The sequence below is a fragment of the Shewanella sp. 10B genome (assembly GCF_023475885.1).
Classification (GTDB): Bacteria; Pseudomonadota; Gammaproteobacteria; order Enterobacterales; family Shewanellaceae; genus Shewanella; species Shewanella mangrovisoli.
Genome location: NZ_JAMDJO010000003.1, coordinates 426,598 through 450,523, shown reverse-complemented (window position 1 = coordinate 450,523; position 23,926 = coordinate 426,598). Strand labels below are relative to the sequence as shown.

21 protein-coding genes are annotated in these 23,926 nt (G+C 48.8%); 14 read left to right on the top strand and 7 right to left on the bottom strand.

Translation table 11 applies throughout. The features are described 5' to 3' along the window. Positions 1–64: 64 nt before the first annotated feature. Positions 65–469 carry a carboxymuconolactone decarboxylase family protein gene (locus M0415_RS14235; RefSeq protein ID WP_088210119.1) on the top strand — a complete coding sequence of 135 codons (405 nt, stop codon included), beginning with the start codon at positions 65–67 and terminating at the stop codon, positions 467–469. Positions 470–655: 186 nt separating this feature from the next. Here M0415_RS14235 and M0415_RS14230 read toward each other — a convergent pair whose 3' ends face one another. Next, a complete protein-coding gene (locus tag M0415_RS14230) occupies positions 656–1,186 on the bottom strand; it encodes a hypothetical protein (protein ID WP_249556248.1) in 531 nt (176 codons plus the stop codon). Positions 1,187–1,355: 169 nt separating this feature from the next. After that, positions 1,356–1,607, bottom strand: coding sequence for a DUF2999 family protein (locus M0415_RS14225; RefSeq protein ID WP_249556247.1), 252 nt, complete (start codon positions 1,605–1,607; stop codon positions 1,356–1,358). Positions 1,608–1,988: 381 nt separating this feature from the next. Between M0415_RS14225 and katG the strand changes: the two genes are divergently transcribed. The 3 genes from katG (at position 1,989) to M0415_RS14210 (ending at position 6,742) form a co-directional block, all read left to right on the top strand. Further along, a complete protein-coding gene (gene katG / locus M0415_RS14220) occupies positions 1,989–4,208 on the top strand; it encodes a catalase/peroxidase HPI (protein WP_249556246.1) in 2,220 nt (739 codons plus the stop codon). A gap of 205 nt (positions 4,209–4,413) precedes the next feature. Continuing rightward, positions 4,414–5,154, top strand: a complete 741-nt coding sequence (locus M0415_RS14215; RefSeq protein WP_220056558.1) for an arginine N-succinyltransferase — start codon at positions 4,414–4,416, stop codon at positions 5,152–5,154. A 97-nt stretch (positions 5,155–5,251) separates the two neighbouring features. Next, on the top strand, positions 5,252–6,742 hold the full coding sequence (locus M0415_RS14210) for an ATP-binding cassette domain-containing protein (RefSeq protein ID WP_249556245.1): 1,491 nt from the start codon (positions 5,252–5,254) through the stop codon (positions 6,740–6,742). A gap of 95 nt (positions 6,743–6,837) precedes the next feature. Here M0415_RS14210 and M0415_RS14205 read toward each other — a convergent pair whose 3' ends face one another. From M0415_RS14205 to M0415_RS14190, 4 genes are all read right to left on the bottom strand, one after another. Further along, the gene (locus M0415_RS14205; protein ID WP_249556244.1) at positions 6,838–7,191 is read right to left on the bottom strand and encodes a thioredoxin family protein; all 354 of its coding nucleotides are present in this window, start codon (positions 7,189–7,191) and stop codon (positions 6,838–6,840) included. A 183-nt stretch (positions 7,192–7,374) separates the two neighbouring features. Beyond that, complete coding sequence (locus tag M0415_RS14200) at positions 7,375–7,944, bottom strand: excalibur calcium-binding domain-containing protein (RefSeq protein WP_249556243.1); 570 nt, start codon at positions 7,942–7,944, stop codon at positions 7,375–7,377. 85 nt (positions 7,945–8,029) lie between these two features. Beyond that, a complete protein-coding gene (locus M0415_RS14195) occupies positions 8,030–10,009 on the bottom strand; it encodes a sensor domain-containing diguanylate cyclase (protein WP_249556242.1) in 1,980 nt (659 codons plus the stop codon). Between the two features lie 245 nt (positions 10,010–10,254). Further along, complete coding sequence (locus M0415_RS14190; RefSeq protein WP_249556241.1) at positions 10,255–11,085, bottom strand: substrate-binding periplasmic protein; 831 nt, start codon at positions 11,083–11,085, stop codon at positions 10,255–10,257. Between the two features lie 312 nt (positions 11,086–11,397). Here M0415_RS14190 and M0415_RS14185 point away from each other — a divergent pair, with 312 nt between their 5' ends. From M0415_RS14185 to M0415_RS14150, 8 genes are all read left to right on the top strand, one after another. Beyond that, the gene (locus M0415_RS14185) at positions 11,398–13,476 is read left to right on the top strand and encodes a TonB-dependent receptor (RefSeq protein WP_425383187.1); all 2,079 of its coding nucleotides are present in this window, start codon (positions 11,398–11,400) and stop codon (positions 13,474–13,476) included. A 237-nt stretch (positions 13,477–13,713) separates the two neighbouring features. Then, positions 13,714–15,210 carry an alkaline phosphatase family protein gene (locus tag M0415_RS14180; RefSeq protein ID WP_088210392.1) on the top strand — a complete coding sequence of 499 codons (1,497 nt, stop codon included), beginning with the start codon at positions 13,714–13,716 and terminating at the stop codon, positions 15,208–15,210. Between the two features lie 42 nt (positions 15,211–15,252). Next, positions 15,253–16,893: an alkaline phosphatase family protein gene (locus tag M0415_RS14175; protein WP_220053898.1), complete on the top strand. Its 1,641-nt coding sequence runs from the start codon at positions 15,253–15,255 to the stop codon at positions 16,891–16,893. A 108-nt stretch (positions 16,894–17,001) separates the two neighbouring features. Next, positions 17,002–17,748, top strand: a complete 747-nt coding sequence (locus M0415_RS14170) for a hypothetical protein (protein WP_249556240.1) — start codon at positions 17,002–17,004, stop codon at positions 17,746–17,748. Between the two features lie 153 nt (positions 17,749–17,901). Continuing rightward, complete coding sequence (locus tag M0415_RS14165) at positions 17,902–18,732, top strand: AraC family transcriptional regulator (RefSeq protein ID WP_249556239.1); 831 nt, start codon at positions 17,902–17,904, stop codon at positions 18,730–18,732. A gap of 111 nt (positions 18,733–18,843) precedes the next feature. Further along, positions 18,844–19,548 (top strand): LysE family translocator, encoded by a 705-nt coding sequence (locus M0415_RS14160; protein WP_249556238.1) that lies wholly within the window; start codon positions 18,844–18,846, stop codon positions 19,546–19,548. Between the two features lie 134 nt (positions 19,549–19,682). After that, the gene (locus M0415_RS14155; RefSeq protein WP_249556237.1) at positions 19,683–20,492 is read left to right on the top strand and encodes a hypothetical protein; all 810 of its coding nucleotides are present in this window, start codon (positions 19,683–19,685) and stop codon (positions 20,490–20,492) included. 93 nt (positions 20,493–20,585) lie between these two features. Beyond that, positions 20,586–21,320: an Lcl C-terminal domain-containing protein gene (locus tag M0415_RS14150; RefSeq protein ID WP_249556236.1), complete on the top strand. Its 735-nt coding sequence runs from the start codon at positions 20,586–20,588 to the stop codon at positions 21,318–21,320. 50 nt (positions 21,321–21,370) lie between these two features. On the opposite strand, the gene M0415_RS14145 is transcribed toward M0415_RS14150, so the two are convergent. Continuing rightward, entirely contained in the window at positions 21,371–21,913 is a 543-nt protein-coding gene (locus M0415_RS14145) for a hydrolase (protein WP_220053894.1), read from the bottom strand. A 325-nt stretch (positions 21,914–22,238) separates the two neighbouring features. Here M0415_RS14145 and M0415_RS14140 point away from each other — a divergent pair, with 325 nt between their 5' ends. Both M0415_RS14140 and M0415_RS14135 read left to right on the top strand, forming a co-directional pair. Continuing rightward, positions 22,239–22,577, top strand: coding sequence for a P-II family nitrogen regulator (locus tag M0415_RS14140; protein WP_011624095.1), 339 nt, complete (start codon positions 22,239–22,241; stop codon positions 22,575–22,577). A 10-nt stretch (positions 22,578–22,587) separates the two neighbouring features. After that, a complete protein-coding gene (locus tag M0415_RS14135) occupies positions 22,588–23,838 on the top strand; it encodes an ammonium transporter AmtB (RefSeq protein ID WP_249556235.1) in 1,251 nt (416 codons plus the stop codon). Positions 23,839–23,926 lie beyond the last annotated feature (88 nt).

Here is a 23,926-nt window from a genome sequence, read left to right as displayed (position 1 = left end):
GCGCGAGCGCGTTATCTTCCCTAGAGTAGACTAACTGAGATTGGATAATATGGGGATTGAATAGATGAATGATGAACAATACGAGAAAGGGTTAGAGGTGCGCCGCGCTGTGATGGGGGATAGTTTTGTCGATAAAGCCTTGAGTAGTGCCACGGATTTTACGCGTCCATTACAGGAGTTGGTGACGGCGAACTGCTGGGGCGAGGTTTGGGTGCGTGAGGGGCTTTCTCGGCAAACCCGCAGCCTCGTGACCATAGCGACGCTTGCCGCATTAAAGGCATCGACCGAATTAAAAGGCCATGTGCGCGGCGCGTTGCGTAACGGTTGCACAGTGGAAGAAATTCAAGAAGTGCTTTTACATTCAACCCTGTATTGCGGCATGCCATCGGGTATTGAGGCCTTTCGGGCGGCAAAAGAAGTGATTGAAGAGTGGCAGGCTGAGCAGGCCAAGGTGTCGGGGCAGTCTTAATGTTTGCCCCCTGTGGCATGTATCCTTGGGTCATCGGGTGTCGAACCATCACCTGATGTGTGCGTACTTAGGAGACCTTGCCAGAACGAGGGGATACTATTTGTTCGATGCTGGATGTTAGATGTTCAATACGTTTGGCCTGAGTTTTTGGGTGTCGATTGCGACTCACGCTCAGGCCAACGCTTGTTAGAGTCGTGGATCCGCCGATTGACTCTCCACTTGGCCGATAACCGTGATGTCACTCAAACTCGACAGTGTACCCCACTGCTGAATGGTCATCATGCCTGTGATTTCCTGCGCGGTGAAACTGAGGCGTAATCCGTCTTTGCGGTAATCCTGTGGCAGATTTTTCGGCAAGATTTTCTGACCGTTGTCGGCGATGATGCCCCAAAATCCACCTTCTAAATTCATATATCTCACAGTGCCTTGCAGCATTACGCCTTCTCCTTGTGGTGAAATACTTGGCTTGATAAAACCTTTGTCGGCAGAACTATGAAGCTGCGGACTATCGCGCTTATCCACAGTGACCGCCTTTTCTTCGGTGGTCACTTTTTGGGGCGTGTCAGTTAGAGCTGCGCTTGTTTGTGCAGTGTCTGTTTTGGCAGAGCTTTGCGCGGCGGGTTCCACACTCGGCGGATTTTGCGCCTGAGTTTGCTCTTGGCAACCGAGCAACAATACGGGCAATAGTAGTGCTAATAGGGGAGTATGTGGGCGCATCTTGCTTCCTTTCTGTCACTTTTAACCACTATGGCATGTCACAACACTCTAGCAAAGATTGTCCGCGAGGGGCGATAAGGTTTTTATATCTTTATGTAACAGCGTGGGATAGGAGATAAAGGTAAAGCGAACATCGCTTTACCTTTTTTAGCCCGTGGACAGGGAGATATTACTTTTGTAGCTGCGCCTTAGCGGCTTCAACCTTAGCGAAATCGAGACCTAGCTCGAGTACGGCTTCTTTGATTAACGCAGGATTTTGCATTACCAACGCCATCAGTTGCTGCAGTTTTTCGGGCGGGATCCCGAGCTGACCAATAATGCCCATCGCCATAAGAGGATTATCGGTTAACGCTTGAAAAAGCTCGTCAATTTTTGCATCAGTGACATTGTGTTCTTTTAAGATGGCAATAATGGGATTCATTGCAATACCTTGTCGAAGTTAACAGAAAACGGCGGCCATTTTATCACAGTTACGCCTAAGTGGTGGTACGGCCGTAAAGTCACGGCTTATTTGCTGTAAACCTGATACCGCATGGATTGCCGTAAGCCGGTATTTTGATAATCCTTTCATAAATTAACAATCGTTAATCTATTTTGGCGATTCCAATCATCGATTTTAATCATTTCATATAGTTAGCACGCATCACTACACTTTCTGACATCGATTGTGGTGACGGTTTCATGCATTACCCGAGATTTACACAACGAGACATGGGGTTGATGTTTGCCCTAATGCAGCAAACAAACGACACACATCTGTGCAGGCAGATATGTCCTTAACGAGAAGAAATAGGTAATTATCATGAAGAAAAGCACTATTCCAAGCTTGTCAGCGCTGACTTTGGCTATGTCGTTGGCATTTGGTGGCACCGCTATCGCACAAGAGCAAGTCACGGGTAATCAATTTTGGTGGCCTGAACAGCTAAACTTAAGCCCGCTACGTCAAAATGCAGTTGAATCAAATCCTTATGGTAGTGATTATCACTACGCCGAAGCCTTTAAATCCTTAGATCTCGACGCCGTTAAAAAAGACATCAAAGCCCTGATGACTGAATCTCAGGATTGGTGGCCATCAGACTATGGTCATTATGGTCCTTTCTTTATTCGTATGGCGTGGCACAGCGCGGGTGTTTATCGGATTTTTGATGGCCGCGGTGGTGCCGCCGGTGGTCAGCAACGTTTCGAGCCATTAAACAGCTGGCCGGATAACGTGAACTTAGATAAGGCGCGTCGCCTGCTGTGGCCGATCAAACAAAAATACGGCAGCAAGATTTCGTGGGGCGACTTAATGGTGCTTACGGGTAACGTGGCGCTGGAGTCTATGGGCTTTAAAACCTTTGGTTTTGCCGGTGGTCGTGTCGACGACTGGGAAGCGGAACAGGTGAACTGGGGTTCAGAGAAAGCGTGGCTCGATAGCAAACGCCGCAATGAAAAGGGCGAACTGGCTAAGCCAATGGGCGCGACCCAAATGGGCTTAATTTATGTTAACCCTGAAGGCCCGAATGGTGTGCCAGATCCATTAGCCTCGGCGAAGGAAATCCGTGACACCTTTGGCCGTATGGCGATGAATGATGAAGAAACCGTGGCGCTGATCGCGGGTGGTCACACCTTTGGTAAGGCACACGGGGCGCATGACCCCTCTAAATGTGTCGGTGCCGATCCCGCCGCTTCGGGTGTTGAGGGGCAAGGTTTAGGTTGGAAAAACAAATGCGGTAAAGGCCACTCGGAAGATACAGTTACCAGCGGTTTAGAAGGCGCTTGGTCAGTGAATCCAACGGCGTGGACTATGCAGTATTTAGAAAACCTCTATGGTTTTGATTGGGTACAAACGAAGAGCCCAGCAGGCCATATTCAGTGGATCCCTAAAGATGGCAAAGGGGCTAACTTAGTACCGGATGCCCATGATAAATCCAAGCGCCATGCGCCAATTATGTTCACTAGCGATATCGCACTGAAGGAAGATCCAAGCTATCGCGAGATCACCACTCGTTTCCTTAAAAATCCAAAAGAGTTTGAGCTGGCCTTCGCTAAGGCGTGGTTTAAGTTAACTCACCGCGATATGGGACCTAAGGCAAGATACTTAGGTGCCGATGTACCAGCGGAAATGTTGATTTGGCAGGATCCGATCCCAGCCCTTGATCACCCTGTAATCGATAACGCCGATATCAAAGCCTTAGGTAACAAAATCTTGGCTTCTGGCTTAACGGTCCCCGAATTGGTGAGAACCGCATGGGCTTCGGCCAGTAGCTTCCGTGGTACCGATATGCGTGGTGGCGCAAACGGCGCGCGCATTCGTTTAGAGCCTATGATGAACTGGCAGGCGAACAATCCTAAAGAGTTAGCTAAGGTGCTGGCTAAATTGGAAAAAGTCCAAAAGGATTTCAACAGTTCACTGAAAGGTGGCAAGAAGGTTTCGCTGGCCGATGTGATTGTTCTCGGTGGTAGCGTGGCGGTCGAAAAGGCTGCGAAAGAGGCGGGTGTGACTGTCTCTGTGCCATTTACTCCAGGACGTATGGATGCGACTCAGGCGCAAACCGATGTGTCATCCTTCGCGGTTCTTGAGCCAACCGCCGATGGTTTCCGTAACTATTATTCGAAGGACAGCAGCCATTCTCCCGCCGAGATGCTGATTGAACGTGCGAACATGCTCAATCTGACCGTGCCGGAAATGACTGTGCTGGTGGGTGGTCTGCGTGCCTTAGACGCCAACAGCGCTGGCGTGAAACACGGGGTGTTTACCGATAAACCTGGCACCTTAAGCAATGACTTCTTCGTTAACTTGCTCGATATGTCGACCAAGTGGAGCAAGTCAGAGAAGCAAGAAGGCATCTACGAAGGGCAAGACCGTAAGAGCGGTAAATTGAAATGGACCGCGACCCCCGTCGATTTAGTCTTCGGTTCGCACTCAGAGCTGCGCGCCGTGTCTGAAGTGTACGGCGCCCAAGATGGACAAGACAGATTCGTGCAAGACTTTATCAAAGCCTGGAATAAGGTGATGAACGCCGATCGCTTCGATATCTAAGCGGCATTGACTCTGGGTTTTATCGCCCGTGAGTTCAGCTCTTATAAGTCCATCCGTGCCCTGTGCATGGGTGGACTTTTATCTTTCTATCCTCACTTAACTTGAAATGAGTTTTCGCTGAAGACCTCGCTTGTTGGCCTTAGGCGTTTCCTTATGCCGCTTAGCCAAGTAGTATCGGGGGAAATCTCTTTGCAGCGAAACGAATATGCTCTCAACATCTCGCCCCCATTTGGCAAGGCCACAGTACCGCTCACGTAAGCCCATTAGTTTGGGGTTGCGGCAACAGGGGTTTACCGGTGTTCAAGTCTTGTTGATGATACTGGTGACCATAGTGCTCACCGTGGGAATTACCTTTTTTGTAGTTCGCAGTTATATCTTCCCTAAACCGTTGACGCCTGTGAGTTTATCAACCAAAGAAGAGGCCAAGCTTGAGGATAAACTGAGTCAATTAGGTTGGCAGCCAGAGCGTAAGGCCTCGACTCATACCAAGGATTCGGCTAAGTCGTCCTCGAGTGACGATTTACAACCCGAGCCCTACCGCGAGCGCGCTGAAGATCGGCAAGTGAGTTTTAGCGAGCGTGAGGTCAATGCCATTATTGGCCGCAACCCTGACTTTGCCCAGCGCATTGCCATTGATTTTTCAGATAATTTAGCCAGTGCCAAAATCCTCGTGCCGATCCCAAGGGACTTTCCTGTGATGGCGGGGGAAATTTTACGGGTCAATGCCGGACTTGATATCCACCTCGATGCCAATCGCCGCCCGAGTGTGTCTTTAGTGGGCGTAAGCTTGATGGGCGTGCCTATTCCTAACGCTTGGCTAGGCAATATGAAGAATGTCAATCTTGTCAGTGAGTTCGGCGACAGAGGCTTTTGGAATGCCTTTGCCGACGGCGTCGAAGATATTCAAATTCGCGAGGGTGAGTTGTATATCAAATTACGCCCCTGATCCCTGTTTATATCTATCCCTTTGCATAAAGTCGAAGGGACAAAAACGATAACAGCTTGTTAGACTTGGATAAAAATCACCCCAAAGGACGTATTCAATGCAGCATCACACCACAGACTCTCAGGCGATAGCCGTTAAGGGATTGCGCTACGGCCGCGGTAATGAACTGTTAGTGGTTGAAGATTGGCAGTTAATGCCTGGGCAGCATTGGGCGATTTTTGCGACCGACAGCTATAGCGGCTCACTGCTTGGGCGAATATTGGCGGGGGATATTCAGCCCGATGCGGGGCAAATTACCGGCTTGCCCGCGCGAATTGGCTGGGTGTCTCTCGGTTTGCAACAGGCGCTGCTGGAGCGGGAATTAGAAAAGGATGAACTCGATTACGGTTCGACGGTCGAGTCACTGGTGCTGGAATGCTGCCTTCACGATGAACACTTGACACCCATTTTACAGAAAGTCGAATTAACGCATTTAAAGCATCGCGGGTTTCGGCAGTTATCGACCGGTGAAACCCGGCGGGTGATGTTGGCGCGGGCGCTGGCAACTGAGCCCAACTTGCTGATTTTAGATGACCCCTACGCAGGGCTGGATATAGAACATCAGCTTAGCCTGTCGCAGCTGTTGGTGGAGGTTGCTAAACATACGCAGCTACTCATTATCACCTCACGCCAAGAAGAATTGCCGCCCTGTATTAGCCATGTGGCGCTGTTTAATAGCGATATGCTCAAATCGGGTCAGCATGTGCATCAACTGAGCGCGCCCATGTCGATTGAACAGTGGCAAACACATCCTGTAATGGCGCAGCTTAATGCGCTTTCGGCTAGCCGCAGCGCCGAACTCTTGGCATTGATGGAGCGTCAACGCCACAATGCCGAGGCGTTTGATCCCATAGTCGACATTAAAAACGGCAAGGTCGAATATGTCAGCGGCTTGATTTTTAAAGGGGTGAATTGGCGGATTCGTGCGGGCCAGCATTGGCAAGTGCGAGGCCCCAATGGCTGTGGTAAGAGTACCTTACTCGGGCTGATTTTGGGCGACCACCCCCAGTGCTACAGCAACGATATTACCCTCTTTGGCCGATCCCGTGGCAGCGGCGAGAGTATTTGGCAGATTAAACAACGGATTGGCATAGTGTCGTCGGCATTGCATTTACAGTACCGCGTCAGTTGCTCGGCGCTCGATGTCTTGTTGTCGGGTTTTTACGATTCCATTGGCCTGTATCACAAGCCCACTAAACCCCAATTGGATCTGGCTAAGGAATGGTTGGCGATATTGCATATGAGCGAGTTTGCAAGCACAGGTTTTAAAAAACTGGATTACGGCCAACAGCGGCTATTGCTCATAGGTCGAGCCTTGATTAAACAGCCGTTATTGTTGATTTTGGACGAGCCATACCAAGGGCTCGACTTTATCAATCGCACCTTAGTGATGCGGGCTTTGGATATGATTGCCGGGCATCATCTTAGCCAATTACTGTATGTCTCCCACCATAGGGAAGATGCTTTACCCACCATCAAAAACTTTGTCGATTTTATCAAGCAGGATGAAGGTTATTCGGTGGAGGTGAGTTATGGAGCTGATTTATAAGCGCTCATTTAGCGAAAGGTGGATGTTGTGGTTGCAGCGGTAAGGCAAACCTATTCAGTACTGTGGCTTTAGACAGTTACAAAAATAGCGCTAACCTAAGGCTGGTTCTCATCGATTAATCCATAGGGGCGGGCAATCGCCCCTTTAAGTTCGCCGAGGGAAAACACCTTCGAAAAACGTCCAAAGCTTTTGCCGTAAAATACCGTTTCTACCACCGGCAAACTAAAGACATGGTAGCTGGCGGCAATCTCACCTTGGGCTTCACAATCGATATACGCTAGCACCATTTTGGGAAACTCCCTCGCCAACAAATCCGCAATCTGAGGCTTAAGGACCTGACACACGCCACAGCTTGGCGCCCCAAAGAGGAGTAAAACTGCCGCATATTGCTTTAATAGCGCGTCGAGTTGCTCGGACGTTTCAATGGTATGGATTTGGGCGTTAGGCATGGAGTGTCCTGTGGAATACCGCTTACAAACTGATGGGGATAACCATCCCAAGGTTACTACACTACAACGGCTAAATGAACTCAGAGCTGACAGGTGAAGCATAAGCCGTGCTGAGCTTTTCAACTGAGCGACTTAGTTTTTATTTGGTGTTGAGTCAGAGCCGTTATATCGCCTTCATACATATTAAAACAAAGACTTACTGCACCATTGGCGCTCGCAGGGGATCCCATCGCCATCACCGTCCATTTGGGTGTTCGGACAGTTATTGATGTAATACGTGGCTTCGGCGCAGGAGCGCATATGGCTGCAATGGGTTTTGCCTGCCTCGCAGCGAAATTGAGTTTTAGCAGGGGAGGACTCATATATAGGCATTTGCTCTATGTCGGCGTTGGTTAATACAGGAGTGGCATTTAACTCGGTATTTTTTTTAAAACCAAATATTCCGATGCCAAAGATTAATAACAGTGGCAGCAGGGTATTTGATAGGGAGCGACTCGGGGGATTTGCATTGCGGCGTGGGCTTTTACTGGTGTTAGCTAAGACGGCGACCCCTTCGATAGAGGCCTTGATGGCTTTCACTTTGCCATCGTTTTGTACTTCGGTGCGATACAGAATGCTATCGCCAACCTGAGGTTTTCTCGCCATGTGTTTAAGCACGGTAATATGGATAAAGACGTCTTTACCCTGTTGTTCCGGTTGAATAAACCCGAACCCTTTTTCATCGTTCCAACGAACTAAAATGCCTCTTTCCATGAGTTTGCTCTAAGTGCTTAATTTACGTTCTTTATATGTGGGATTGACCTTAAGGTCAATGGTGATATTTGAGATGTGACAGAGATTATTGCACCAGCTTGTTGGCTTTTTTAACCACATACATGGCTTGATCCGCATAGTTGATCAGGCTCTTAGCATCGGTGCCGTGGCAGGGATAAATAGCCGAGCCTATGCTCACCCCGATGTGCAATTTATGTTTATGGATAATGTAGGGTGCCGTGAGTGCTTGGGTGATTTTGCGGATCAAAATGGGCACACTTTCCTCATTGGGTAAGTGTTCCAACAGAATCACAAACTCATCACCGCCGAGACGAGTGATAGTATCGATTTGCCGAATGCTGCCTGTGAGCCGTTTCGCCACTTCCTGCAATAACTTATCGCCGACATCGTGGCCAAATTCATCGTTGACTGGTTTGAAGTTATCTAAGTCGAGAAACAGAATGGCAAAGATCCCATCGGATCGCTGCGCATGGACGATCGCCTGCTCCAATTTGGTATGGAATAACACCCGATTAGGAAGATTGGTGAGGGCATCGTGGTGGGCAATGTGGCGTAAATGTTCTTCTTCGGCTTTGCGCTCAGAAATATCGGTTATCACAATTACGAAGTGAGTCAGTCGGTTGTGCTCATTCCTTACCGTGTTTATCCGCATACTTAAGGGCAGATAACCCGATGCGGTTTCCTTGATAAGCTCACCCTGCCATTGTTCCCCTTGTTGTAGCAGATTGCACATGGCCTGATAGGCATCTTCATTCGGATGCCCCGTATTGATAAAGCGTGAGGCATCTTGATGTAAACTCTGCTCAGTCAATCCGGTTATATCGGTAAATGCTTGATTGATAGAGATAATACTCATCAGCGGGTCTGTGATTATGATGCCGTCCGTGCTGGCATTAAACACGGTTGCGGCCAGTCTCAGTTTATCTTCGGCCTGCTTACTGCTGGTCAAATCCATAAAATAGGCGACACCTTCCTGGGTGCTGCTATTTAAAAAGCTTGCACCTAGCATGACAGGGACGTGGGCACCCGTTTTACTAATAAGCTGTTTTTCATACTGATGACAGTGGCCAAGTTCGATAAGTTCGGCAATCGCGATGTTATCCCTTGCCTCAAACTCTGGTGGCGTGAGTGAGCGCCAGTTGATCAGGCCCGCGGCTAAGTCTTCACGGTCAAAACCTAACATATTGAGAAAATGATCATTGGCATCGTGGATGGTGCCATCGAGCTGCCATGAAATAATGCCTATGGTGTCGGAATTTTTAAGGCTGCTAAATCGTGACTCACTGATTAATAGCTGTTTTTCAGATTTTGCAATGTTGCGAATGATCTGCCTGCTGGCCAAAATACCTATGCTGATAAAGAGCAAGACGACTCCTAAGCTGATTAACCAGGTAATGCGTTTTACCCAGCGAGCGCCTTCGCTAAGCACTAAGGAGAATTCAATTTCTAAACTGAGTAGTTCTTCATTTAACTGGATAAGCTGCTGGCGATATTGACTAAGGTCTGGTGGACTGCCACCAAATAGGGAAACCTCATTGTGCATCGAGTCTGCCAATAACATCATAGTGCTAAATCTTTCGTCGGCGAGGGTCCAAATCTCTACAGCCCGTTGCATATAGTGAGTGCGGTTAAAATGCCGAAAAAACCAAATTAAAGACTCAGTATCCCTTTCATCATTCAAACCTTGGATAAAGCCTTCTTTGGCCTTTAACTCATCGATTGGCGAGGCGAGTAGGGCCTCGCGAGCTTGCCTGTCGCCTAGCATCACAGCCGTTGCCGCGAGATAACGCTGATAGTCGACTTCGTTTTTGTTGTAGGAATAGTGGATAAGGTAAAACGTGGCATCTTTTTGCGCTTTGGCCCAGAGTCCTTCGCCCCTGACATAGGTGCGCACACCATCAAAAATATTGCCCTGAATATAGACGAGGACAACGAGGGTGATACAGATCCCGATAAACATGCCAATAATCAACAGTACCTTAGCAACGGTAGAGCGCGACTGTTGCTGCAATGTCCCTATGAGTTGCCTTAACTTGCCACTCATCCTGAACTCCTAGCGCCATGGCTAGGTTGGCGAGGAAAAGATAGACGCATGTTAAGTTGAAGATGGTTATTAACCTGTTGGTTTTTCATCTGTTCCTTGGATAGTCTTTATCGCAGTAGGCGATAGTGGTCCCCATAATTAACTAATTTGGTCTCCCTATTTCGCAGAATTAAGTATGACTGTAGCAAAGGCTAAAGCACTTTCAAGTTAACCAAATGAAATACTGTAATTTATAAGCGAGTTACCTATTGTTCGTGGGCAATGCTTTGGTCGATTTCAGTATGGGCCTGCTGTTTGTAGCGTTCGAACAGACCTTCCTGCTTCATTTGTTTGAGGGTCGCGCTGAGTTTCACTGCCAGCGCTTTATGGCGTTTATGCAGGTAACCGAAGCTGATGAGCTCCTCCAACTCGCCCACGGGGTGAATTTTACTGTGTTGGAATTCAGCATGTTGCAATACGTTTTCCCCAATTGCTTCGGTATCTATGTAGATATCGATTCTGTCTCGCTGCATACGACGAAAGGAATTGATGGGGGAAGAGGAAGTGGTCAGCCGATCCGCTGGCACTAGTCCCTCAAGTTTCTGCTCGATATAGAAAATTCCTCGATAATATTCAATTCGGTAAGGATGATTGAGCAGTGAGCCCCAGTCCGTTAGTTGGATATTGGGGTTGATGGCATAGGCGGTGAGTTTACTTTCGAGTATGGGTTCTTCTACACGAATTAAATTCTTATATTTCAACCCGTAGGCAAATACTCTGGCGGGTTCCCCATCGACTTTCCCTGTATCGGCCATCATGCTGGCGCGTATGGGCGGAACCACTTGATAACGAAATTGATAACCTAGGCGAGCAAAGGCCTCGGTATAAATTAATTCGCCCCAGCGAAAATACAGGTTATCGGAGGGATCTTCATAAAACGCCATGGTGATAGTGGGCAGATTGCCTGTGGTGAGTGTCTCGGTGTTGGTGTTGTCGTTCGCCTTAATTGGCAAGCACAAGGCTAGACTCAATGATATCCCCAGCAGCATCTTTAACAGATAAGCCATGTTTCCCTCGGCGTGACTAGGTGTCTCCATACGGCATCCTTAACCTTTTTAATTGCTTAAAGTATAGCTAGTCCTACTTTTTCGGTTCAGGGATTTTTACCTCTTGTCGATTGCCTCCATGGCCGAAGCAATGGCGCGAGTGGCGCGAAGCAGGTAATAACTGTGATCTCGATACGGACATTTTGTCCTTTTGCTCATAATAACGTGCGATGTGGCACATAAATTTGAAACATAACTGCTGATGGTGATTTTTTATTCAGCAGAGTTTGAGCTCGATCCGCTTTTTATCTGTGAAGACAGCGTTAAATCCGCGTCATCAATTCGTTGACTCGGGAAGGAAAAATGAAGTCGCTCCAAACAGTAGCAGGAAAGCGAGCCAAAGTTTATTTATCAGGTATTTGGTTATTACCCCTCTGTGGTTTATCAAACCTAGCCATGGCCGACAGCGCGGATAATATTGAGCGTTTAGAAGTGCGTGGCAGGCAAATTAATACCTTAGGCCATAGTACGTCGGCGTCGGAAGGGATAGTGGGTGCGGCGGAAATCGAGAGTCGCCCGCTACTGCGCACGGGGGAGATCCTCGAGTTTGTCCCCGGAATGATCGTCACTCAGCACAGTGGTTCGGGTAAGGCGAATCAGTATTTTCTGCGCGGCTTTAACTTAGACCATGGCACAGATTTTAATACCCGTGTCGAAGGTATGCCGGTCAATATGCGTACCCACGGCCATGGTCAAGGTTATACGGATCTTAACTTTTTAATTCCCGAGTTATTAGGGGAAATCCGTTACGCCAAAGGAGCTTATTATCCTGAAGTGGCGGACTTTTCTGGCGCGGGTGCGGCGCAAATTCTGCTCGCCGATGAACTCGCTTATCGCCAAGTTGGGCTGACCATAGGGGAATACGGTTATCAACGGCTGGTGGCCACTCAGGATATGAAGACCGAGGTCGGCCGATTTATTTTAGGGACAGAATTGCAGGCTTACGATGGCCCTTGGAGTGATATAAAGGAAGATGTCAGCAAGATTAATGTGATAGGCCGCTATCTTACCAAGCTCAATGGCGGGGACTTTAGCCTCACCATGATGGCCTACGACAATAGCTGGAATTCGGCGGATCAAATTCCTGCGCGGGCGGTGGAGTCTGGGCTGATTGATTTTTACGGTTCACTCGACACCGATGTGGGCGGTGAGGCCAGTCGTTACAGCATTTCGGCGAATTATGACGCCGGCAACTGGCAGGCCAATGCCTATGCCATTCGCTCGACCATGGATCTGTTTTCAAACTTTACTTACTTCTTAAACGATCCCATCAATGGCGATGAATTTGAGCAGGTCGATGAGCGCACCATTTGGGGCGGTGATATTAAACGCGACTGGCAGATGAGTCTGGCGGGGACACAAATCAATTACAGCCTAGGTGCCGATGTGCGCTACGACGATATTGGTGCCGTGGGTTTATATAACACTAAAGCACGGGAACGCCTCAGCACTGTGAGGCTCGATGAAGTGCAGGAACTCTCTACGGGATTATTTGGCAAGTTGGAGTGGTTGCCTGCTGACCAATGGCGTTTAAATTTAGGTTTGAGATACGACTATTTCGATGTGCAGGTCGATAGTGATAATCCCCTCAATAGCGGCGATGCTTCCGATGGCATGTTGAGCTTAAAGGCGGGCGCTTCCTACCTAGTGAACGATAATCTGGAACTCTATATGAATGCGGGGCAGGGATTGCATTCTAACGATGCCCGCGGTGCGACCATTAAGGTCGACCCTGTTACGGGCGCTCCGGTTGAAAAGGTCGATTTGTTAGTCCGCTCCAATGGCGGCGAGTTTGGGGTCAAATACTATGATCGCGACTTTATTAACTTTTCGGCGGCGCTTTGGTATTTGGAGCTCGACTCTGAACTACTCTTCGTCGGCGATGCGGGCAATACCGAACCAAGCCGCGCCTCTGAGCGTTACGGTGTTGAAGTCACAGCCTATTATTGGCTTAACGATGATTTGAGCTTAGATATGGAACTGGCCTGGACCCGTGCCCGTTTTACCGAGAATGAACTCTATGAAGGCAAATATGTCGATGGTGCAGTGCCCTTTGTTGGCAGTGCAGGCATTACCTACCGTCCCGATGGCGATGGTTGGTATACCAGTGTCAGGCTGAGATATTTAGGCGAGCGGATCCTCGATAGTTTTGATGAGCATAAAGCCGATGACACGACTTTAGTGAACCTTGCCCTGGGTTATCAGATATCGGGCTTCGATACTAAGCTCGAGCTATTGAATATATTTGATAGCAAAGACCACGATATCGATTATTTCTACGAGTCTCGTCTAGCGGGTGAGCCAGCAGAAGGTGTGGAAGACTTGCATTATCATCCTGTTGAGCCGCGCATGGTGCGGGTGAGTGTCAGTTATCGTTTCTAAAACTTGAGTGAGCATTCTTGAGTGACCGTTGCTAGCACCAGCCGATACGCTAAGTTTATTCCGCAACGAGGATAAACTTAGTGTTTTCTATTCTGTTTACTGCAATCATTTCGACATCTTGCTGCAATAAAAACGCCATTAAAATCACGCCAGTTCGTCATATAAAGCATTGAAAATGTGGGCGCCTCTTAAGGGAATACCCTCATACACTCAATAATAAAATCGGTGATGAACGTGATGAATATTAAACGGATCGCTGCAGCTATCTCCTGCAGTTTAATGACGGTTGTAGCCCACGCTGCAGTCTTACCCGCAACTCAAACTGACAGTCAGTGGTTTAAAGACAGCGCAGCCAATGTTGCGGCTAAAGCGCAGGTTGAAACCAAGAAAACAGCTAAAAACGTGATTCTTTTTGTCGGCGACGGCATGAGTATTTCAACCTTAACTGCCGCCCGTATTCTGCAAGGACAGCAGCAAACGGGTAACCAAGGCGGTGAAGAAAACTTCTTAAGTTTCGAGCAGTTTCCTCACACGGCGTTAGTGAAAACCTACAACACTAACCAGCAAACGCCCGACTCGGCAGGTACCATGACCGCCATGGCGACTGGGGTAAAAACCAAAGCCGGTATCATCTCGATTTCTGACACCAGTTTACGTGGTAATTGTTTGTCTTCTAAAGGTAATGAGTTAGTTTCTCTGGTTGATCTTGCTAATGCTAAAGGCTTATCGACTGGGATTGTCACGACTGCTCGTTTAACTCACGCGACTCCGGCGGCGACTTACGCAAAATCGCCAGAACGTGATTGGGAAGGCGACTTTAACCTGCCAGCCGAAGCTGTTGCGAATGGCTGTACCGATATCGCCAGCCAACTGGTGATGCGCGATGAGGCCAACTCACTCAGCGTGGCACTGGGTGGTGGTCGCAGCTACTTCTTGCCGAAAGAAGTCACTGACGGTGAGAACAAAGCCGGTAAACGTAAAGACGGCAAAGACCTGACTAAAGCGTGGGTCGAAAACTTCAGCAAAGCGGCTTACGTGTGGGACAAAAAAGGCTTCGATGCTATCGATGCCGCCAATACCGATCACTTACTTGGCCTCTTTAACCCATCCCATATGGAATACGAAGCGGACCGTGCCGATGACGTTGGTGGTGAGCCATCACTTTCTGAAATGACCGCGAAATCCCTCGAAATTTTAAAGAAAAACGATAAGGGCTTCCTGCTGATCGTGGAATCGGGTCGTATCGACCATGGTCACCATGCGGGCAACGCTAGCCGCGCCTTGACCGATGCGGTTGAGTTATCTAACGCCGTGAAAGCCGCAGTGGATGCAACCAGCAGCGATGACACCCTGATCATGGTAACAGCTGACCACAGCCATGTATTTACCATTGCAGGCTACCCAAAACGCGGTAACCCGATTTTAGGTTTAGTCCACGATGTGGATGGTTCGTTAGCCCTCGCTAACGACGGCAAGCCTTACACCACGCTGGCCTACACTAACGGCCCAGGTGCTGTGGTTGGCGTGCGTGACGACTTAACCTCAGTCGATACTCAAGATAAAGACTTCATGCAACAAGCACTTATCCCAATGGAAAGTGAGACACACGCCGGTGAAGACATCAGCTTACACGCAATGGGCCCAGGTTCGAATCTGGTACAGGGCGTGATTGAGCAGAACGTGATCTTCCACATTATCAACCAAGCCCAGCAGCTTGGCGGCACTAAGTACTAATAGGTCGGCTGCGACCTACAGTTCTCACTTTTGGAGTTAAAAATGAATAAGAAATTACTGGTACTCGCAATCTCTGCCATGCTGGGTTTAGCTGCATGTGGTAGCGATGGTGACAACGGCGCGGCAGGTACGCCGGGTTCGAATGGTTCTAACGGTTCCAATGGCAGCGACGGTAAAGACTGGACCGCAGTCAACCAATGGTATGTCGATGCACAGGCTCGTGTGACTAAGGCCGATGGCCTGAGCGTTAACAACGATGTGGGCGCGGCGAAAAACGTGATCCTGTTTGTCGGCGATGGCATGGGGGTCTCGACTATCACTGCAGCGCGTATTTTAGAAGGTCAATTAAAGGGCAAGACGGGTGAGGAAAACTCTTTATCTTTCGAAACCTTGCCTTACGTCGGTTTATCTAAGACCTATAACGTCGATGGTCAAACACCAGATTCTGCGGGCACTATGTCGGCGATGATGACTGGGGTGAAAACCGATGTGGGCGTGATTTCACAGGCCGAAGGCGTAGTGCGTGCTAACTGCGCATCGACTAAAGATCAAAACTTAGTGACATCACTGGAACTGGCCGCCATGGCGGGTATGTCGACTGGTGTGGTGACTACGGCGCGCTTAACCCACGCCACACCTGCGGCAACCTATGCCCACGTGCCAGAGCGTGACTGGGAAGCTGACTCAAACCTGCCAGCAGAAGCCGTGACCAATGGTTGTAAAGACATCGCCGCGCAAATGCTCGACTTTAACTATGGCAATGGTTTAAACGTGATGATGGGCGGTGGTCGCCGCAGCTTTATCCCAAAAACCTTAATTGATCCAGAAGGTAAAGCGGGCAAGCGTAACGATGGTCGCGATCTAACTGCCGAATGGTTAGCTAAGTACACTAATGCGGCTTACGTTCAAGACAGAGATGGCTTCCTCAATGTGGATGTGAAGAGCACGGACCATTTATTGGGTCTGTTCAACTCATCCCATATGGAATACGACTACGACCGCACCGAAGCGGGCGTAACGGGTGAGCCATCGCTTGCAGAAATGACCGCCAAGTCGATTGATATTCTGAAGAAAAACACCAAAGGCTACGTGCTGATCGTCGAAGCGGGTCGTATCGACCATGCGCACCATGCCGGTAACGCCGCTCGTGCCCTGTACGACACAGTTGCGCTATCTGAAGCAGTTCGTGTTGCGATGGAAAAAACCTCGGCAAACGACACTCTGTTAATGGTGACGGCTGACCACAGCCATGTGTTTACCATCGCAGGTTATCCAACCCGTGGTAACCCAATCCTAGGTCTGGTGAAGAGTAACGATGCGAACGGTATCGCCGAAGTGACTAACTCAACCGATGCTAACGGTTTACCTTACACGACAGTAGGTTATGCCAACGGTATGGGTTATGCGTCATTAGCGACGGGTGGCGATGAGCGTTATAACTTCCCAGTGGATTCAGGCCGTAAGGACTTGAACTTTGTAGATACACAAAGTGCTGGTTTCCATCAAGAAGCCCTAGTGCCATTAAGCGATGAAACCCATGCGGGTGAAGACGTGGCGATTTTTGCCCGTGGCCCAAGCTCGGATCTGGTTCAAGGTACGGTTGAACAAAACCATATCTTCCACGTGATGAACCGTGCGGCAGACTTAGTCGCGAAAGCGGAAGCTGCAATGGCGGCGAAATAAGCCAAATGCCGATGGTGGGTTGTCCTGCCATCGGCTTTTATCTAACTGTCTGTAAAGACGTTAGTCAGTAATGCGAGTCATAAAATTAGCGTGTAAGTGAGAAATAACATGAACAAACTCCTCTTAGTCACTCTGGTATCGACATTAGCCTCCCCTGTAATGGCCTTAGCCACTCCCGTTAGCGCTGCTTCTGCCAATCAGGCCAATGCACAATGCGCAACACTTGAGGCCAGCCATTTAAAAGCCCAGTACCAAGTCACCAATGCTAAGGGGCAAAGCTGGCAGATGACACTGCTAAGAGACGGACAAGATTTTATTATTCAACGGGATAACACCACATTTGAACAATGGGCACCCAATGGCGAATATGTGCGTTATTTCCCCGTGGAAAAACGCTCAGTCACCTATCGCAAGGGTGACTTAAGGGCGCTAAATATTCAGCACGACCGCGATCAGTTGTACCATGTAGTGTCTCCGGCATTGCCTGCTAACTTGGCAAAAACTGAGCTAAAACAATTGCCTTGTTTTGCGGCTCAAGGCTTTGCGGGTAAGGTGAATGGCTTGGACAGCCAGCTCGACTGGATTGCCAGCATTGAACTGCCACAGCAATTTAATTTAGGTGAAGTTTTAAGTTATCAGTTGCTCAAGGTTGAGCCTTACAGCCACGAAGCATTCGCTGCTTTAACCCAGAATTATCAAGATATTGATTTTGCTGACGTGGGCGACAGTGAGTCCGACCCCTTTATCGCCAAGATGATCAACCAAGGCTTTATCGAACACGGTAGCAGTGGTTTTTATAACAGCGAAGGCCATGCCATTGAGGCGCAAGGCGGCCACGGCAGTCATTCGCACTAATCCAGCATGTTGGTTTTCACAAAACGCCCGCATTCGGGCGTTTTGCATTTTTGGGGAGGGCGCTGCAATAATTTACTATTCCGACCAAGATCTCGGCGGCTAGAATGAGTAATATCTAAAGTTGTCTTTGCCCTGTGAGATTAAGCTTGCCCTATGAGCCGTGTGACTCCCGTTGAAAATATCAATTACTGGCGCCATCCCAGCCTCTCGGGCATAGAACTGAGTCAGGCGGAATTTACGCATTTCAGTTTTGATAAACACGTGCATCTGGATTACCACTTAGGCGTGGTGACTCAAGGGGCGCAGCAATTTATCAATAAAGGCAGTCGTTATCAGTTAGGGCAACATGGGCTATCGACCCTCAATCCCGATGAAACCCACGATGGACAAAGCCGCGACGCCGAAGGTTATCGGGTTAAGGTGATGTCGATCCCCGTAGAGTATATGAACAGCATTAGCCAAGAAATGGGGCTCAAGGCCCATTTCTTTAATGCGCCCATGGTAGATGACCCTGCGTTATATCAATACTTTATCCAGCTACATGATGTACTCATTCAAGGTCAATGCTCTGAGCTGGCGGCCGAGTCGCACCTGCTGAACTTTATGCAGCTGTTATTGATGCGCCATCCCACGGGAATGCTGAATTTACGGCAGGATAGGGGGTTATCATGGCAACAGCTAAATCGCATCAAACAGAAAATTCACGATGAGCCGTGGCAAAACACTCAGCTTGAGGTGCTCGCCGATGAGGTTAATCTGAGTAAGTTTCAGTTTTTACGCCAATTTAAACTGGCGACTGGGATGACACCCCACGCCTACCTGAAGCGAGTGCGATTAGAGTTAGCGAAAAAGTCCTTAACCCATGGCGCCTTAGTAGCGGATGTGGCGCAGCAATTAGGCTTTTTCGACCAGAGTCATCTAAATAAGGCGTTCAAGCAGGCCTTTTTACTCTCACCCGTCCAATTTCAGCGGCGCATGCTTTAATACGATTGGTATAATTTGTCGCGGTAAATTAGCCGCGTGCAATTTCTTACAATGCAGATGCTACAGGCTTGGGCATACTGGCGTTCTTATCTGTTTTGCGGAGCCCTATTGATGGATGTATCCCTGTTAGTCACCTTAGCCGTTATTCATTGTGTAGCCTTAGTCAGCCCTGGGCCGGATTTCGCCATTATGGTGAAGATTGCTACGTCACAGCCGCGAAACACCGCAGTCGCCACGGCGGCGGGAATATCGGTGGCGATTTTAGCCCATACCATTTTGAGTTTAACTGGCGTCAGCTTAGTGATTAAAAGCTCCCATAGCTTGTATCTGTTAGTGCAATTGCTGGGCGCTTCGTATTTGGCGTGGATGGGATTTGGCGCGCTTAAGGCAGCGGTCGCCTTTTTCAGTAAACCCAAAACCGTATTGAACGGCGAGGGCGCAGATCCCTCTGGATTCACAACGACAGCTGATACTGGCACTGATACACCCATGGCGGGCGCGGTAAATGCTTTATCAGCTAAACAGGGGTTTATTAGGGGGCTTTATACCAATTTATTGAATCCCAAAGCCTTAGTGTTTTTCTTAACCTTGTTCTCCGCCTTGATCACCCCGAGCGTGACACCCGTGATTAAATTTGCCGCCGCGTTGATGTTATTTGTGTTGTCACTGCTCTGGTTTGGCTTTCTGGCGCTGATGCTCTCAAAAGCTAAGGTGCAGCAAAAGCTGCAACGACTCACGCCTATTATCGATGGGGTGATTGGGGTGATCTTTATGTCGGTGGCGGTAGCGATAGTCTCGAGTTTGCTGTTGGCTTAAGGTGCTGCTAGCGAGGCTGTGATTCGGCTTACATCACATCAGCTTGGGTGGGATTGTTTATGTTTATCCCTCCTTTGCTATGGTATCCTTGCCAAGTCTTAATTTGGATGTTTTTGACTTTAAAGGAATAAATCATGTCTTGTCGCCCGTTTTATCAAGGTTTTTCAGCGGTTAATCGACTCTCGTGTTTAGGGCTTTATACGGGCTTGCTGCTGGGGAGTCTTAGCACTGCACCCCAGGTTCTGGCTGCCTTAGAGGCGGAATACGTGCCGCAGGTGCAAACTTTGATTGATGCGGCCAAGGCGGGTGATCGTCAGGCGATTGCCGAGCAAATTTCTTATCCCCTCCAGCGGGAATACCCGCTCCCCGATGTGCAAAATCCACAGCAATTGCTGACGAGGTTTCAGCAAGTCTTTGATAGTAAGTTGCTGAGTCAAATTGCCAATTCGACCACAGAGAACAACTGGGAGACTATGGGCTGGCGCGGCATTATGCTCGATCACGGCAGTGTCTGGTTGGATTTCGATGGCAAAATCTCGGGTATTAACTACCAAAGCCCTGAGGAAACCAAGTTAAGGGATGAACTGATCGCGCAGCAAAAAGCGATGCTACACGAGAGTGTGCGCGAGTTTGCTAGCCCAGAGCTGGCGTGGGAAACCGCGCGATTCATCATACGTGTCGATGCCCTCGACCGTCAGCAATACCGTTATGCCGCCTGGGCAAAAGGCAAATCCATGAGCGAGAAACCTGATTTAGTCCTCAAAAAGGGGAAGTTAGTTCTCGATGGTAACGGCGGTAATCATTCCTTCCAGTTTAAAAGCGGCCCCTATCTCTATGTCTGCGATGTGATAGTGCTGAGCGCCGAAGAAAGACCCATAGGTGAGCTGTTGGTTTACAAGAACGACCAACTGTTGGTGCAGGAAGCCGTGGTTAAAGCGCTATAGCCTAATGGAGCCAATCACTTAAGGCTGATCTGGGAGGGAATTCTGGATTAGCTGTACTGTCTTTTTATCAAAACTGGATTAAGGTTTGTTGTGATGATTAATCCCACTAAAATCGCCATGTTCAGCAGTGCCATAGTGCTGTTGTTTTTACTGACAGAATGTCGCCAAAAAGAACACATCCCCCTGTGTGGCCACGTCGAAGGTACGCCAATCGATACTAGCTTTGATGGCGGCCTCGATAATAACGACCGCACTCTAGCATCAACCAACTGCTTAAAAATCAAAGCGCTTTACGATAAAAGCGATCGCCAGACGAAATGGTTTAGCAGTTCGCCCTCCATCGCCGTGATGAACGCCTTGGGTTATCTTAAGCAAGATGATGCCAACAACAGTGGCGATAGCTATGCGATGACGTTTAACGTGCAGGAGGAGTTTGTATTTGGCCCGAGCCGAGGCGAATACGCCCTGTTTCGTCAGGACGGTAAAGGCGTCATCTTACCCGGCACCGAAGCGGCAAAGGGTAATGAGGCCAAGGTTGGCGTCGACGGTCAGTTTGACCGCTGGTGCCAAAAATTGGCTTCACTCGAGTTTGCCGATAAAGATAATTGGCGCAGGCCAACGGAGCAGGAGTTAAATACTCTCTATGGGTACGGCGAGAGTCGCGCCGCCTATCAACGTGCGCAGTGGAGCTCGACGATTGACTCTTGGTCTAGTACTGTCAATGAGACCGAATTCTTGGCTGGCATTATCTCTGTCGCCCCCAGCGGCTATAGTTCTCGCAGCTATGCTAATAGTGCCAACTATGCCGTTTGTGTTGCCGCATTTTGAATACTAAAGAGAGCTTGAACAAGCTCTCTTCTCACCTTATTTAATCAACCTTATTTAATCAATTTAATCAGCGCCTTAAATCTATCTCCCTGAGCTTCATGTTGCAGTTCAAATAACAGTGACTCCACATTGGTGAGGGTTGCTCCCTTGGCGGTCATCATCTGAATGCCCAACTGCTTATTGTCAACGCTGCGGGAAGACACCGCATCGGCGACAAGATGCACCGAGTAGTGCTGGTCGAGCAGATCGCGGCAGGTTTGGTACACGCAGACATGGGTTTCTATCCCCGCAAGCAAGACCTGTTTGCGCCGAGTTTGGGTTAGTGCATTGGCAAATTCATCACAATACCAACCGCTAAAATGTTGCTTGGCAATGGGCGAGCCGGTTCTTTCGAGCAAGGTTTTTAGCTCTTCGGTGGTCGAGCCAAGTTTGGCGGGTAATTGCTCGAGCCAGAGGATGGGGATTTCAAACAGCTGTGCGCCTTGGATAAGCGTACTCAACTGCTGATGAAGCTTGGCTGAGTTATCCATGATCTGAGCGAGCTTTCCCTGCACATCGACGATAACGAGTACACATTCTTCAGGTTTTAACATCGGGCGTTCCTTCTGCGCGGGTGGAATAAAGGCATCGTTTAGCGATTGCTCTGCTTATTTTGTGAATTGTTTGTTTTTTGCACTGTTAGTAAACCCTAATTAGGCAGCCTCACCAATAGGGCAAAGGTCGAATATGGCGTGCACTTAAATTGCTCACTAAAAGAGTGCGTCGCCCTCACGCTTGCACAAGTCTGGTGCATTTTTAATCGGTTAATTCAAGTGCATTCCTTATTATTTGTTTAAAATCAATATATTGAAATTCTGGCCTAATGATTGAATTATCTTGGCTACAAGTTAATAACAATCGCGTTTTTTGGAGGTCAGGATGAAACTAGTCAGCGCTATCATCAAGCCATTTAAATTGGATGATGTCCGTGAAGCTATCGCCGGTATTGGTATTGAGGGGATGACGGTGACCGAGGTTAAAGGTTTTGGCCGTCAAAAGGGGCACACAGAGTTGTATCGTGGCGCCGAGTATCAGGTGGATTTTTTGCCAAAAGTAAAACTAGAAATTGCCACTAAAGCAGAAAATCTCGACATGCTGATTGAGGCGATTACCAGTGCGGCTCATACGGGAAAAATTGGTGACGGAAAGATTTTCGTTATCGACTTAGAACATGCCATCCGTATTCGTACGGGTGAACTCGACACTGAAGCGCTATAGGGGGCGGAAGATGGAAGAACTAACAAAATTAGGCGTGACAGTCTCTGAACTGCGCTTTGCACTCGACACCTTTTATTTTTTGATTTCAGGCGCTTTGGTTATGTGGATGGCGGCGGGTTTTGCCATGCTCGAAGCTGGCCTAGTGCGCTCTAAAAATACCACCGAAATTTTAACTAAAAACGTGGTGTTATACGCGATTGCCTGTGTGATGTACCTATTGATTGGCTACAACATTATGTACGTCGACAATGCCGAAGGTGGTTGGTTGCCTTCACTCGGTACGCTGATTGGCTCACAAGCCGAAGATGCTAACCATGCCTTAGAATCTGACTTCTTCTTCCAAGTGGTGTTTGTGGCAACGGCGATGTCGATTGTCTCTGGCGCCGTAGCGGAGCGGATGAAGTTATGGGCTTTCCTGTTCTTCTCCGTGGTGATGACAGGCATTATCTACCCTGTTGAAGGCTACTGGACTTGGGGTAAAGGCTTTATTTCTAGCTTAGGTTTTGTAGACTTTGCAGGTAGCGGTATTGTGCACATGACAGGTGCTGCTGCGGCTATCGCTGGGGTGTTACTGCTCGGTGCTCGTAAGGGGAAATATGGCCCTAACGGCCAAGTCAACCCAATCCCAGGCTCTAACCTGCCAATGGCGACCTTAGGGATGTTTATCCTGTGGATGGGCTGGTTTGGTTTCAACGGTGGCTCACAATTAATGGTTTCAGATGCGGCCAACGCTAGCTCTGTCGCTAAGGTCTTCGTAAACACCAACACCGCAGCCGCTTTTGGTGCTATCTCTGCCCTAATTGTGTGCAAAATGATTTGGGGTAAAGCGGACTTAACCATGATCCTCAACGGCATTCTGGCGGGCTTAGTGGCGATTACTGCCGATCCGCTGTCACCTTCGCTGCTGATGGCGGGTGTGATTGGTGTGGTGGCTGGTGGTTTAGTCGTGTTCTCTATCGTTGGTCTGGACAGAATCAAGATCGACGACCCTGTGGGTGCGATTTCAGTGCACGGCGTTGCGGGTTTCCTCGGCTTGATGTGTGTCCCCTTATCGAATGCCGACGCGACTATCACAGCGCAGTTAACTGGCGCAGCGATTATCTTCGCATGGGTATTTAGCGCGTCGTTTGCGGTGTGGTTTGTACTCAAGATGACCATGGGCATCCGTGTTACAGAGGAAGAAGAATATAACGGTATGGATGCGTCTGACTGTGGAATCGATGCTTACCCAGAGTTTGTCACTGTCAAAAGTGCAGGCTAACAGGTGTTGATATGACTTGATGCCTCTAAGGGATAAGAGGATAGTAAAGCAGAGCCAAGTGCTCTGCTTTTTTTATGGGTCTTCGACT